This window comes from Nocardioides sp. Root122, from assembly GCF_001425025.1.
In the GTDB taxonomy this organism is placed as follows: Bacteria; Actinomycetota; Actinomycetes; order Propionibacteriales; family Nocardioidaceae; genus Nocardioides.
The window spans coordinates 167692-181085 of sequence record NZ_LMDE01000010.1; the positions used below are offsets into that span (position 1 = coordinate 167692).

General features: G+C 72.7%; 11 protein-coding genes. 4 read left to right on the forward strand and 7 right to left on the reverse strand.

Annotation, left to right across the window (positions count from 1 at the left end; genetic code table 11):
- Positions 1-2 precede the first annotated feature (2 nt).
- From ASC64_RS09970 to ASC64_RS09995, 6 genes are all read right to left on the reverse strand, one after another.
- The gene (locus ASC64_RS09970) at positions 3-1646 is read right to left on the reverse strand and encodes an ABC-F family ATP-binding cassette domain-containing protein (protein WP_056907396.1); all 1644 of its coding nucleotides are present in this window, start codon (positions 1644-1646) and stop codon (positions 3-5) included.
- Positions 1647-1669: 23 nt separating this feature from the next.
- Entirely contained in the window at positions 1670-4216 is a 2547-nt protein-coding gene (locus tag ASC64_RS09975) for a cation-translocating P-type ATPase (RefSeq protein ID WP_056907397.1), read from the reverse strand.
- A gap of 123 nt (positions 4217-4339) precedes the next feature.
- The gene (locus tag ASC64_RS09980; RefSeq protein WP_082550350.1) at positions 4340-5623 is read right to left on the reverse strand and encodes an Nramp family divalent metal transporter; all 1284 of its coding nucleotides are present in this window, start codon (positions 5621-5623) and stop codon (positions 4340-4342) included.
- Positions 5624-5625: 2 nt separating this feature from the next.
- A complete protein-coding gene (locus tag ASC64_RS09985; protein ID WP_056907398.1) occupies positions 5626-6522 on the reverse strand; it encodes a magnesium transporter MgtE N-terminal domain-containing protein in 897 nt (298 codons plus the stop codon).
- Positions 6519-7391, reverse strand: a complete 873-nt coding sequence (locus ASC64_RS09990) for a universal stress protein (RefSeq protein WP_056907399.1) — start codon at positions 7389-7391, stop codon at positions 6519-6521. The genes ASC64_RS09985 and ASC64_RS09990 overlap by 4 nt, the downstream gene beginning before the upstream one ends.
- Before the next feature lie 78 nt (positions 7392-7469).
- Positions 7470-8450 (reverse strand): Acg family FMN-binding oxidoreductase, encoded by a 981-nt coding sequence (locus ASC64_RS09995; protein ID WP_056907400.1) that lies wholly within the window; start codon positions 8448-8450, stop codon positions 7470-7472.
- 190 nt (positions 8451-8640) lie between these two features.
- On the opposite strand from ASC64_RS09995, the gene ASC64_RS10000 reads away from it, so the two are divergent.
- From ASC64_RS10000 to ASC64_RS10010, 3 genes are all read left to right on the forward strand, one after another.
- Positions 8641-10395, forward strand: coding sequence for a sensor histidine kinase (locus ASC64_RS10000; protein ID WP_056907401.1), 1755 nt, complete (start codon positions 8641-8643; stop codon positions 10393-10395).
- A gap of 84 nt (positions 10396-10479) precedes the next feature.
- The gene (locus ASC64_RS10005) at positions 10480-11133 is read left to right on the forward strand and encodes a response regulator (protein WP_056907402.1); all 654 of its coding nucleotides are present in this window, start codon (positions 10480-10482) and stop codon (positions 11131-11133) included.
- Positions 11134-11622: 489 nt separating this feature from the next.
- Positions 11623-11940, forward strand: coding sequence for a hypothetical protein (locus tag ASC64_RS10010; RefSeq protein ID WP_056907403.1), 318 nt, complete (start codon positions 11623-11625; stop codon positions 11938-11940).
- 25 nt (positions 11941-11965) lie between these two features.
- On the opposite strand, the gene ASC64_RS10015 is transcribed toward ASC64_RS10010, so the two are convergent.
- A complete protein-coding gene (locus ASC64_RS10015; protein WP_082550351.1) occupies positions 11966-12220 on the reverse strand; it encodes a DUF1918 domain-containing protein in 255 nt (84 codons plus the stop codon).
- Between the two features lie 443 nt (positions 12221-12663).
- Between ASC64_RS10015 and ASC64_RS10020 the strand changes: the two genes are divergently transcribed.
- Entirely contained in the window at positions 12664-13353 is a 690-nt protein-coding gene (locus ASC64_RS10020; RefSeq protein WP_308195202.1) for a response regulator transcription factor, read from the forward strand.
- Positions 13354-13394: the final 41 nt, after the last annotated feature.

A 13394-nucleotide genomic window follows, 5' to 3' on the forward strand; every position in this document is an offset into this window, starting at 1 on the left:
TGTCAGACGTGCCGCACCACGATCGTGCCGCCGTCGACCTCCCACCGCTGGTCCAGCCGGACGTTCTCCAGCAGCCGGCGGTCGTGCGAGACCAGCAGGAGCGCGCCGTCGTACGACGCCAGGGCCTGCTCGAGCTGCTGGATGGCCGGCAGGTCGAGGTGGTTCGTCGGCTCGTCGAGGACCAGCAGGTTGACACCGCGCGCCTGCAGGAGCGCCATCGCCGCCCGGGTGCGCTCGCCGGGAGACAGCCGACCGACCCGGCTGGTGACCTGGTCGGCCTTGTGGCCGAACTTGGCGAGCAACGTACGCACCTCGGCCTGCGTCATCTCGGGCACGACGGCCTCGAACGCGTCGCCCAGTGCGAGGTCGTCGTCGAGGCCGGTCCTGGCCTGGTCGATGGTGCCCACCGCCACGGAGGCACCGAGCGACGCGACGCCCGTGTCCGGGGCGTCCCGGCCCAGCAGCAGCCGGAGGAGCGTGGTCTTCCCGGCACCGTTGGGGCCGGTGATGCCGATCCGGTCGCCCGCGTCGACCTGCACGGAGACGGGGCCGAGCTCGAAGTCACCCAGCCGGCGGGTGGCCTCGTTGAGGGTGGCGACCACGCCGCTCGACCGCGGTGCGGAGGCGATGTCGAACTGCAGGACCCACTCCTTGCGCGGCTCCTCGACCTCGTCCAGGCGCGCGATGCGCGACTCCATCTGGCGGACCTTCTGCGCCTGCTTCTCCGAGGACTCGGTGGCCGCCTTGCGCCGGATCTTGTCGTTGTCGGGGCTCTTGCGCATCGCGTTGCGCACGCCCTGCGAGCTCCACTCACGCTGGGTCCGCGCGCGCTGCACGAGGTCGGCGCGCGTGTCGGCGTACTGCTCGTACGCCTCGCGGGCGTGGCGCCGGGCGGTGGCACGCTCCTCGAGGAACGAGTCGTAGCCACCGTCGTAGACGGTGACCTGGCCCTGGGCGAGGTCGAGCTCCACGATCCGGGTGACGCAGCGGGCCAGGAACTCCCGGTCGTGCGAGACCAGCACGACGCCCCCACGGAGTCCCTGCACGAACGCTTCGAGCCGTTCCAGGCCGTCGAGGTCGAGGTCGTTGGTCGGCTCGTCGAGGAGGACCACGTCGAAGCGGCTGAGCAGCAGCGCGGCCAGCGCCACGCGGGCGGCCTGCCCGCCGGACAGCGACGTCATGAGGGCGTCGGGGCCGACGTCCAGGCCGAGGTCGGCGAGGACGGGGCCGATCCGGTCGTCGAGGTCGGCCGCGCCGCTCGCGAGCCACCGGTCGAGAGCCACCGCATAGGCGTCGTCGGCTCCCGGCACGTCCGAGCCGAGGGCGGAGGCGGTCGACTCCATCACCTCGGTCGCCTCGGTCGCGCCCGTACGTCGCGCGACGTACTGCGTCACGGTCTCGCCCGGCACCCGCTCGTGCTCCTGCGGGAGGAGCCCGACGAACGCGTCCGGCGGAGCACACTTCACCGACCCGGCCATCGGCTCGGCGGCGCCGCCGAGCAGCGAGAGGAGCGTGGACTTGCCCGCGCCGTTGGCGCCGACGACCCCGATCACGTCACCGGGAGCGACGGTGAGGTCCAGTCCTTCGAACAGCACGCGGTGACCGTGCCCACCGGACAGGTCCTTCGCGACGAGCGTGGCGGTCACGGGCGCGAGCCTATCGGCGCGGGTCACCTCGTCCCGTGGAAGGGCCGGAAGAGGCGCTTGTGGGCCCCGTCCACCACCAGCACCGCGACCCCTGCTGCCGCTGCGCCCGCCCAGCCGACGGGCGTGGGCCACGAGCCGCCGAGGAGGTCGGCGAGCCAGGGAAGGCCCACGACGGCGACGAGCAGGGCTGCCTCTGCTGCGACCGCCGCCACGACCAGAGGGTTGCCCCACGCGCCCAGTCGCCAGACCGGTCGAGTGGTGCTCCGGCATGCGAACGCGTTCGCCATCTGCCCGATGGCGATGGCGGCGAAGGCGGTCCCGGACGCGGTCTGCTGCAGACCGCTCGACACGTCGTCGCCGAAGCGCCAACCGCCGCTGACGAGGACGACGGTGAACGCGCCGAGTGACACCACCGCCTCGGTCAGGCCGAGGACGAGGAAGGAGCGCACGAGGAGCGCGCGATCCAGCAGGACCTGGCGGCGCCGGCCGCGCATGATGTCCGCACGCGGTGGCTCGGCCCCCAGCGCGAGTGCCGGCAGCATGTCCGTACCGATGTCCAGCGCCAGGACCTGGAGCACCGCGATGGCCAGGGGAAAGCTGCCCCCGGACAGCGCCCACACCGCGAAGGGTGCGAGCTCGGCCACGTTGTCGGTGAGGTGGTAGGTCAGGAAGCGACGGACGTTCTGGAAGGTCGCCCGGCCGAGCTCGATGGCTCCCACGATGGTCGCGAAGTGGTCGTCGAGCAGGACCAGGTCAGCCGACTCGCGGGCCACGTCGCTCCCGCTGGCACCCATGGCCACGCCTACGTCCGCCTCCCGCAGCGCGGGGGCGTCGTTCACTCCGTCGCCGGTCATGGCGACGACGTGACCGCGCTCGCGGAGGCCCCGGGCGATGCGCAGCTTGTCCTGGGGGGACACGCGGGCCACCACCGCGCCGTGGTCGGTGTCGAGCAGCGCGGCGAGCTCCTCGTCGTCGGGGAGGTCGCGTCCGTCGAGGACCACCCCGCGCGGCCCCAGGAGGCCGACCTCGGTCGCGATCCGCCGAGCCGTGAGGGGGTGGTCGCCGGTCAGCATCGCCACCCTGATGCCCGCGCCGCGGCACCTCGCCAGTGCGTCGGCGATGTCGGGCCGTGGAGGGTCCTGCAGCGCGAGGAGCCCGCAGAGGTCCAGGTCGTGCTCCATCGCGTCGTCCGCCGGCCCCGACCAGGTCCGGGCCGCCACTGCGAGGACGCGCAACCCTGCGGCCGTGAGCTCCTCGAGCTGGGTCGTGATGGTCACGGGAACCTCGCGGCACCGGGCCAGCACCGACTCGGGTGCGCCCAGCACCGACACCCGACCCCGGCCCAGGTGTGAGCTCAGGAGACGTTCGGAGGAGTACGCACGGCTCTGGCCCTCGACGTCCGGGGGAGGGAGCCCGAGCCTCAGGCAGAGACAGTGGATGGCTGCCTCCATGGGGTCGCCGTCAGGGGTCCACACGCCGCCCCTCTGCACGGTCCGTCCGGAGATGCAGGCGAGTGCGGCGAGAGCGGCCGCGCCGGCCTCCTGCCGCGCGGGGTCCTCGCCGCCGAAGGTGGCGACGGGGTCGTAGCCGTTGCCGTGGACCGTCGTGGTCCCCGACGGTGTCACCACCCGGACGACGCTCATCCGGTTCTGCGTGATGGTCCCGGTCTTGTCCGTGCAGATGAACGTGGTCGCCCCGAGCGTCTCGACCGCGTCGAGCCGCCGCACCAGCGCCTTGTTGGCAGCCATCAGCCGTGCCCCGCGGGCCAGCGACAGCGTCACGGTGGGCAGCAGCCCCTCGGGCACGAGTGCGACGGTCACGCCGACCCCGAAGAGGAACGCGGAGGTCAGGTCCATGCCCAGCTGGACCGAGACGACCGCGAGGGTGACTCCGGTGACCGCGGCGATGACGGCGATGATCCTGACGACCCGGTTGAGCTGACGCGTGAGCGGGCTCGCCGGTCTCTCGGCCCGCGCGGTCATCGCCGAGATCTCCGCCAGGGTCGTCCGTCCGCCGATCGCCTCGACCACGGCGGCGCCCTCCCCGGTGAGCACGAAGCTGCCACCGAGGAGCACCTCGCCGGCAGCGCGGGGCACGGCGCCGCTCTCGCCGGTGACGAGCGACTCGTCCATGGCCAGGCCGCTCGAGTCGGACACCCGCAGGTCGGCGCCGACCCGGTCACCAGCGGCGAGCAGGACGCGGTCACCGACCACGAGGTCCACGACCGGTACGTCGGTCCGCGTGCCGTTGCGCACCACCCGGGAGGTGGCAGGCAGCAGTGCCCGGAGCTCCTGGGTCGACCGGTCGGCGCGGTACTCCTGCCAGAACGCGAAACCGGCGTTGAGCACGATGATCACGACGATGGCGATGGCGAGCTCCGGCATGCGTGCCACGAGGGCCAGTCCCGCTGCGATCCACAGCAGGACCGCGAGGAGGTGCGTCAGCTGGTGGGCGAACATCTGCCAGACGCCCGCTCGAGGTGGACTGGGCAGCTCGTTGGGGCCGTCCTGGTGCTGGCGGACGATGACCTCGGCAGTGGTCAGGCCGTTCGAACCGACGCTGCCCTCCATGGGTCCCCCGCTCGACGACACCTGCCAGACCTCCACCTGCCACGCTAAGGGCGTGGTGCGGAGGGGCCCACGGGACTACGCCTGTCCACCGGGGGACCTTGGTCCCGCCGTGTGCGGCGGCGATCAGGTGAGCGACAGCACGACGAGGGCCAGCACGCACAGGGCGATGAAGCCGATCGCCAGGGACCTGACCGTCCAGGCGGCAGAGGAGGACACGGCGTCGCCCATCACGTCGGGGTCGCGCGAGAGCCCCTGCATCATCAGCAGCAGCGGGAGGAGCAGCACGGCGTTGACGACCTGGGACAGCACCAGGACGGGTACGAGCGGCAGGTGGGGCACCAGGACGAGTCCGGCGGCCGTGGCGGCGGTCGCGACGAAGGTCGCGTAGAACACCGGCGCGCGGCGGAAGCCGTCGTCGAGGGCGCCTTCGTGCCCGGTGAACTCGCACACCGAGTAGGCGGTGGACAGTGGCAGGATCGCCGCGGCCAGCAACGCCGCGCCGATGAGGCCCACGGCGAACAACCCGCCCGCGAAGCGCCCGGCCAGGGGCGCGAGCGCGTCTGCGGCGTCGGCGGCCGAGTCGATCGAGGCGGACCCCACGTGCAGCGTCTCGGCACACGTGACCACGACGAAGAACCCGATCACGCCCGTCAGCAACGAGCCCGTCACCACGTCGACCCGTTCGAACCGGAGTTCCGTCGCCGTGAGCTTCTTGTCCACGGCGTAGGACTGGATGAAGCTGAGCCCCCACGGTGCGAGGGTCGTCCCGACGGTGGCGACGACGATCGTCCACGCGTCCCTGTCGCGGATCGGCATCGTGGGCAGGAGGAGTCCTTGCGCTGCCTGCGTCCAATCCGGACCGACCACCAGCCCGGCGGCGACGTAGGTCACGAAGACGGCGGCGAGCGCCATGAGCATGTGCTCGATGCGGTGGAACCGGCCCCTCAGGACCAGCACCGACACGACCACGGCCGCTGTCGGGACGGAGACCTGGCGTGGTATCCCGATCAGCTCGAACCCGGCCGCCAGCCCGGCGTACTCCGCGCACGCGGTCCCGACGTTCGCCACGAGGAGGAGGACCAGGGCCGACGCCCCGACACGTACGCCGTACCTGTCGCGCACCAGGCCCAGCAGTCCCTGTCCGGTGGCGACACCCATGCGGGCCCCGAGGTCGTGGAACAGCACCAGTGCCGCCGTGGAGACGAGCAGCACCCACAGCAGCTGGTAGCCGTACTCCGCACCGAGCACCGAGTACGTGGTGATGCCGGGCGGATCGTCGTCCGACAACCCGGCCAGCAGTCCCGGTCCCACCACGGCGAGCAGGGCAGCCGCACCCGCAGCCACGCGGGTGCGTCCCGGCCTGGAGGCGTGCCGCGGGGTGCCTGCGCCCGTCTCGGCGACACGCATGCCTAGCGCCTCGGCGGCCGGTGGAGCCGCCACCCATCGGTGCGGCGATAACGCCTCGGACTCCCGGTGGATGCGGCGGGCGCCCGGTCCTGGACGAGGTGGGTGAGGGCCGGGGTGTCCTCCGCAGGGGCGGCAGAGACGAGGTCGTGCTGCTCCTGCGGGCTGAGGTGCTGCATCAGCCGGCGGCCCACGCGCGGGTGTGAGTGCCGGATCGCGGCTGCGGCCCGCCGGGGCTCGAGGGCACGCACGAGGTCCATGGCGCCGGCCGTGCTGAGGCGGGCCAGCAGCTCCGCGAGGTCTGCCGGCCCGAGACGGCGGAACGGGACTCCGGCCGTCGCGAGCTGCACCTGGTGGGCCCGGGGCGAGGTGAGGTGGAGGTCGTGCCAGTCGACGCTGCGCTCGCCGGCGTACCTCGCCATCCGTCGCAGCCCCAGACGCCTCAGCATCGCGCCCGCACCCAGGTCCACGGACAGGACCAGGAACCGGTCGCCGTCGCGGGACAGGAGGACGTCGGAGACGCGGGTCAGGTGGTGGCCCTGCAGGTCGACGACCTGGGTGTCGACGACGTCACGCATCAGCAGGACCTCGTCCGGGGGAAGCGTGGGACGACGTTGATCGGTACGACGCCCGGGCGGCGTGCGCAGGTCCACCCCGGGGTCGAGGCGTACCGGGCCCGTGGTCGCGGTGAGCCCGCTCATGGCATCGCACTCGACCAGGTGGACGGCGTCGTGGGACCCACGGACCAGCGCGTGCGTCGTGTGCGGGCGTGGCACGCCGAGGGCGACCGTGAGGTCCATGAGGGCGCCCAGCCGCGTGCCGTCGCTCAGCTCCACCCGGCGTCCGACCTGCTCGCTGAGCAGGGCGGGACCAGTGGACTCGCGGGCGTGACGGTGGCTCACGGTCCGGGGGTGGGTGGGGGCACCACCATCACGGGGCACGGCGAGCGGTCGACGATGCTGCCCCGGACGTGGCCGAGCGGGTTCGTGCTCCCGGCCGCGTGCTGCCCCACGACGACGAGGTCCATCCGTTCGGCGAGCCCCAACAGGGTCCGGGCGGGTCGGCCGGCCGCGAGACGGATCTCGACCCGGACGTTCGGGTGCCTCGCACGGTGTCCGCTGACGGCTTCACCGATCCAGCGTCTCCGGTCCTCGTCCGACGCGCGGAGGGTGTCCTGCGTCGCGTGGACGACGGTGAGGGGGAGGTCGTGGAGGTCCGCGTGGGAGAACGCCCGGTCGAGCACCTCCGGTGTGCTCGTGCGCACGGAGATGCCCGCCAGCACGCCGCGCCGGATGCGTCCGGGGTGCGACGTCGGCACCACGACGGCCGGGCAGGTGACCTGCGCGACGATGCGGGTCCCGACCTGGGCGGACGGAACCGCGCGCGCGATCCCGGTGCCGCGCGACCCGACGACGAGCACGTGGGCCCCACGGCTGAGGTCGGCCAGCTCCACGGCCGGGTCTCCGCGCACCTCCAGCCGTTCGACCGTCAGCTGGGGGAGTCGCTCGGCGACCTGCGCGGCAGCGCGCTGCACGGTCGTGCGCTGGACCGTGTCGCCGACGGCAGGCGCCGTGAGGGTGGCCAGCCCGGCAAGGCCCGGGCCCGCCATCATCGGGGTCATGGTGAGCACGTGCACCATCACCAGCGGGCGCCGGGTCGCGCTCGCCTCACCTGCCGCCCACGCCAACGCCGCATCGGCGGGCGGACGTCCGTCGTACCCGACGACGACTGCACCCGCGAGGGCGGGGCGAGGGAGGGGCACGGTGCTCATGTGCCCAGCGTCACCGGTTGGCGCGTCGGTGACCACGGGCGGAGGTCGGTGCTGGGAAGGACCTTCGGCCCGATGGTCTCATCGCATCCGCAGCACCTCGGAGACCGGACGTCGGGGGGTACGTGTCAGCTCGCTGCGCCCGATCGCCTGCCAGCCGATCCGGGTCAGCACGAGTGGATGTCCCTCACCTCGCAGCACGTGGACCCGGAACGCGGCGCGCGTGCTGTCGACCTCGATCACCTGGGAGAGGGGGACCACGGAGAGCCCGAAGCCGGTCGCCGCCAGCCACAACGCGCTCAGCCCCTCTCCGGCCCGCAGCCAGCTCGCAGGGTCGTCGCCGGCGCCGAACATGACCACGAGCCCGTCGCTCACCTGCACGTCCTGACCTTCGAGGTCAGCGGATCGCCGGGTCCTGAAGCGCGTGTGCGGGGCTCCTGAGGCGGAGCCGGAGCCCTCCAGCACTGCCGCCGGGATGCCGTCCGCCGTGGCCCGGTCGAGCCACACCTCGTGCTCGGTCGACGCTGCGCGGAGCTCTGCCTGGAAGTCGGCTGCCCGGAGGACCAGCCGCTCGACACGGAACCGCACGGCGGCGTCGGTCACCGCGCAGGCGGAGGTCCCCTGCTCCGCAGCGACGTCCGCGAGCTGCGCCAGCAACGCGTCCGGAACGGGCCACGAGGTGAACCGTCGGCGGTCGGTGCACCGGCGGGCCATCGCGTCCAGCACCTCGGCCCCGTCCGGCGTCGGCGGGGCCGGTGAGAGAGCGATCCGCGCCAGGAGGTCGGGGTCACGTTCATCCGGGAGCCGGGTCACCCGCGCCGACCAGCCGAGCGCAGCGGCCGCCGCACGTGCGTGGTGCAGGGCCGCACCGCAGCTGATGACCAGGTTGCGGCCGTCGGGATCGGTCGCGGGGAGCTGGCGTGAGCGGTCCGCGCGGAGGTCCAAGCCGTGGGACGAGCCGCGCCAGAGCCAGGGCTGCGTGTTGTGCACGCTGGGTGCCAGGGTCGCGGTCTGGACGACGCGACGCAGCACCTGCTCCGGCACGACGAGGCGACGGGTCATCAGCTTCCTCCGGGTTGCTCGACGTACGGCATCGAGCGTCGCCGGGTCCGTGCGGCCGGAGAAGGGCCGTTGGTCCTGCCCTGTCCGGGCCTCGGGTCGTGAGCTGCTGAGTGCCTCGCACCTTCCGGATCCGGCCGGGGGGCACTAGTTTCGAAGGCGTCTCGGGCTCTCGCATGGCGGAAGGCGGAAGGTGGAGGACGATCCGGGTGGGCACGGCCGCACGGGCGGGCAGGACCTCAGCCAGGCCGCGTTCGACGACCTGTTGAGGGAGGTGCTTGCGCGGGTCGACGGGGTCCTCGACGAGCAGGCCCGGCTACGTCACCTGCTCGACGCTGTGGTCGGCGTGGCAGCCGACCTGTCGCTGGACGGAGTCCTGGACCGCATCCTCTCCGCCGCCCGGGCGCTCGCCGGAGCACAGTACGCGGCCCTCGGAGTGCTCTCTCCCGGTCCGCAGCGCCACATCCGCACCTTCGTCCACCAGGGCATGGACGAGCGCACCGTTGCCGACGTCGGCGACCTCCCGACCGGGCACGGGTTGCTCGGTCTGCTCATCGAGGACCCGCGCCCACTGCGGCTCGCCCACCTGTCCGAGCACCCGGCTTCCTACGGCTTCCCGGCTCACCATCCGCCGATGTCGTCGTTCCTCGGCGTGCCGGTCCGCATCCGCGAGCGTGTCTTCGGCAACCTCTACCTCACCGAGAAGATCGACGGGACCGAGTTCACCGAGCACGACGAAGCCGTCGTGGTCGCCCTCGCAGCAGCCGCGGGCGTGGCGATCGAGAACGCCCAGCTCTACCAGGAGGCGGCGCACCGCCAGGCGTGGTTGACCGCCACCGCGGAGATCACGTCGATGCTCGCCGACGACACCTCGACGCAGTCGGCCCTCCAGGTCGTGGCCGATCGGGCTCGGTCCGTGTCCGGGGCGGACGTGGCCTGGCTGGTCCTCGGCTCCGATCCCGCGGACCTCCGGCTCGAGGTCGCGTCGGGTGCTCCCGCGGACATGGACGACATGCACCACCTCTCGATGGAGAGGTCGCTGGCGAGCACCGTCGTCCGGACCGGTCGCCCCGAGGTCGTGATGGACGTCTCGTCCGACCCGCGGGCGGTCGACCCGTCGTCCATCCCCGGCTGGCCGGTGCTCGGACCGGTCATGGTGCTGCCGCTGCGCTCCGGGCAGGGCGTGGAGGGCGTCCTCTCGCTCGCGTGGACGAAGGAGAACGCGGCCGGCTTCCATCGCGTCGACGCAGCCCTGCCGGCCAGCTTCGCCGAGCAGGCCACCTTGGCCCTCCAGGTCGCCCGGAGCAGGGACGACCGGCAGCGCCTGGCCCTCTACGAGGACCGGGACCGCATCGGTCGCGACCTGCACGACACCACCATCCAGCAGCTCTTCGCCGTGGGGCTGGGGCTGCAGGGCACGTTCAACGCGTGCTCCGAGCCCCAGGTCCGAGACCGGATCGAACGCGCGATCATGGACCTCGACGACACGGTCAAGGACATCCGACGGACGATCTTCGCGCTCGGTGTCCTCGACACGTCGCACGACATCCAGAGCGAGGTCGAGCGGGTCGTCGACCGAGCAGGTGCCACGATGAAGCTCCGTCCGGTCTTCCGTGTCGACGGTCCGTTGCGCAGCGCCGTCGGCGCGGAGCTCGCGCCCGACCTGCTCGCCGTGCTGAGCGAGGCGCTCACCAACGTGAGCAGGCATGCGCATGCCTCGACGGTCGCCGTGCGGATCGCGGTCGATGTCGATGAGCTCGCCCTCACCGTCTCCGACGACGGCATCGGGATGGACCCTGTCCACCTCGAGAGCGGGCTCGCCAACATGCGCTCGCGGGCCCGCCGACTCGGTGGCGACATGGTCGTCGACTCCCGGGCCGGGGCGGGCACCTGCGTCACCTGGACGGTGCCGCTCGCGGCCCCGCGGCACGACCCCACCGCGGGCTGAGAGGTCGGGTCCCGGGACCAAAGTCCCGGTCACGGCGGACCAACGGCCGGACGAGGGCACGTCGCGCGCCTCTACGCTGAGGCGATGGACGACGAGGCGAGCCAGCCCATCCGCGTCTACCTCCTCGATGACCACGAGGTCGTGCGCCGCGGCATCAAGGAGCTGCTGGAGGAGCACGGCGACATCGTGGTCGTGGGCGAGTCGGACTCCGCCCGTGAGGCTGTGAGCCGGATACCGGCGCTGCGGCCGGACGTCGCGATCCTCGACGGTCGACTCCCCGACGGCTCGGGGGTGGAGGTCTGCCGCGACGTGCGGAGCATCGATCCGGCCATCAAGGGCCTCATCCTGACGTCGTACGACGACGACGCGGCGTTGTTCGCGGCCATCATGGCGGGGGCGTCGGGCTACCTGCTCAAGCAGGTCCACGGCACCGACCTCGTCGACGGTGTACGACGCGTGGCGAGGGGGCAGTCCCTGCTGGACCCCGCGATGACGGACCGGGTGCTCGACCGCATCCGCCACGGCGTGCAGGAGGACGACGAGCTGCACGACCTCACTCCGCAGGAGCGACGCATCCTGGAGCTGGTGGGCGAGGGCCTGTCCAACCGCGACGTGGCCCGACGCATGTTCTTGTCGGAGAAGACCGTGAAGAACTACGTCTCCTCCGTGCTGAGCAAGCTCGGCGTGTCGAGCCGGACCCAGGCGGCGGTGCTCGCCGCCCGGCTCACTGCCGGCTGAGACGTCGCCCGCAGCGGGGCGGCGGTGTGGACCGAAGAGCGGGGCCGGGACAGTGTCCCGAAGATCCCGGGACCTTCGCCAGTTGACCATCCCCCCGCGGTGGATTGCGATGGACCCACGCCCCGTGAGGGGTCAGCCCGGGTGTCCCACGACGGGGGTCACGTCCGCCGTACGCCGTGCCGGACGATCTCCCACCTGGGGGGTGTGGAGACGCGGACACCCGGGCTACCAACCAGGAGCGAGGGCCCGTCGCTCTCGGGACGTCCGCCTCTGGGGCGCCGCGGCCGCAGCGACGATCGTGGACCTCAACGCACCTGTCACCCACCAGGAGACTCCGATGATTCCGATCAGCTCACGCACGCCGACCGCCGAGCGCCGCGTCGGCGCCGGTGAGGGCTCCGTCCCGTCCTCGTCGGAGACGACAGCGCCCACGCCCGTGCAGGTTCCGATCGCCCGTGCCCTGATTCCCGCGAGGGGCGAGGAGTAGGCATGCCGCGCCGGCTCGAGCGGCGCACCAACCTCGCTGTCGGGGGCGCGGAGCAGCTGAGCAACCAGGCCCTGAGCGACGCCGCGTCACGCCTGCTCGACGAGCGAGGCGACCTGGCTCCCGGCTCGGTGCTCCGCTGCTTCGCGCGCTCGGTGCGCGCCGTCCTCCGGGCCGGCTGCGAGGCCTCCCAGGTGGCCGTCGCGGCCGAGCAGCTGACCCGGGAGCTGCTCGAGCAGCGTCCCACCGGACTCGGTCCACCTCGGGGCATCGGGCCGCACGCACACCTGCTGCAGGTGCCGAGGCCGCGACGGGCGAGCTGATCGGCCCGCGGTGGGTCTGGGTGGGTCAGTCGTGCGCCCCGTCGTGTCGTCCCTCACCGGCCAGGCCGGTGAAGTGCTGCACGAAGGCGTCCGCGCCGGGGAACACGAGGGTCTCGTGCCCGGTGTCGGACCAGCGCACCGTGTAGGGCGGGGTCCCGTCCGGGTGCCTGACCTCCACGATCTCCCCGTCCCGTGCGGGGCCGTGCAGGCTGCGGACGACCAGCCGGTCGCCGACGGCCGCGTGCAGGGCCCCGTCCTCACCTCGTGCGGTGGTGGTCATGGTGCTCCTCCTCGTGTCGAGCGGCCTCACCTCACCATCGTGGGGGTGGCGACCGACTGGTCACCAGAGGCCATCGGCCCGTCCGGGTCCCGAGCCGAGGGAGGACCTTGGGCACTGACCGCCGGGCGCCGACCTGCCTAGCGTGGGGCTGTCCCGAGCACGCACGAGGACGCAGACGATGGGGAGGACCCAGGTGAATCCTGCCGACGAGCGCCGCCCACGCCCGGCCTGGCGAGGGTGGACGTCCCGCACGAAGGCGCGGACCGCGCGCCTGATCTTCGCGTCGGTCCCTCGGGCGGACGTGGTGGGTGCCGGCTCCCCACAGGTCCGCGACCCCGGACGGCACGACCCGCGGCGCGTCACGCAGAAGAGGCCGTAGGACCCGGTCGGGTGGGGCGGGAAGACCACAGCGCCGCGGATGCCGAGAGGCGTACCGTCGAAGCGTGAGGCACCCGGATGTGCCCGATGCACCCCAGCGCGGGCCGATCACCGTCTTCCTGCTGGACGACCACGAGCTCGTGCGGCGGGGCGTGCGCACCCTGCTGGAGAGCGAGGACGACATCGAGGTCGTCGGGGAGTCCGGCAGCGCCGTCGGGGCGGTGGACCGGATGCGTGTGCTCCGCCCCCGGGTGGCGGTCCTCGACGGGCGGCTGCCCGATGGCTCGGGGATCGAGGTGTGCCGGCAGATCCGCTCGGTGCAGCCCGAGACCGCGGGCCTGATCCTGACGTCGTACGACGACGACGACGCGTTGTTCTCGGCGATCATGGCGGGAGCCGCTGGCTACGTGCTCAAGCAGGTCAGCGGCACGGACCTGGTCACCGCGGTGCGGCGCGTGGCCGCCGGCCAGTCGATGCTCGATCCGGCGGTGACGGCGCGCGTGCTGGCGCGCCTGCGGGACGGCCCCCAGCAGGATCCCCTGACGAAGCACCTGACCCCCAAGGAGGAGCAGATCCTCCGGCTCGTGGCCGAAGGGCTGACCAATCGCCAGATCGCCGAGCAGCTCGACCTGGCGGAGAAGACCGTCAAGAACTACGTCTCGATCGTGCTCGGCAAGCTCGGGGTGGAGAGCCGGACGCAGGCAGCGGTGAGGGCTGCCCGCCGACCGGGTTTCCACGGGCCTCCCCACAGCTGAGCGGTGACGCCGCGTCGACCTCGTCGACGACCACGGGCGAG

What these genes read in the sequence shown, in the direction of transcription:
- ASC64_RS09975 (WP_056907397.1), bottom strand. Translation starts at nt 4,216, where the DNA reads ATGGAGGGCAGCGTCGGTTCGAACGGCCTGACCACTGCCGAGGTCATC.
- ASC64_RS09980 (WP_082550350.1), bottom strand. Translation starts at nt 5,623, where the DNA reads ATGCGTGTCGCCGAGACGGGCGCAGGCACCCCGCGGCACGCCTCCAGG.
- ASC64_RS09990 (WP_056907399.1), bottom strand. Translation starts at nt 7,391, where the DNA reads ATGAGCACCGTGCCCCTCCCTCGCCCCGCCCTCGCGGGTGCAGTCGTC.
- ASC64_RS09995 (WP_056907400.1), bottom strand. Translation starts at nt 8,450, where the DNA reads ATGACCCGTCGCCTCGTCGTGCCGGAGCAGGTGCTGCGTCGCGTCGTC.
- ASC64_RS10005 (WP_056907402.1), top strand. Translation starts at nt 10,480, where the DNA reads ATGGACGACGAGGCGAGCCAGCCCATCCGCGTCTACCTCCTCGATGAC.
- ASC64_RS10010 (WP_056907403.1), top strand. Translation starts at nt 11,623, where the DNA reads ATGCCGCGCCGGCTCGAGCGGCGCACCAACCTCGCTGTCGGGGGCGCG.
- ASC64_RS10015 (WP_082550351.1), bottom strand. Translation starts at nt 12,220, where the DNA reads ATGACCACCACCGCACGAGGTGAGGACGGGGCCCTGCACGCGGCCGTC.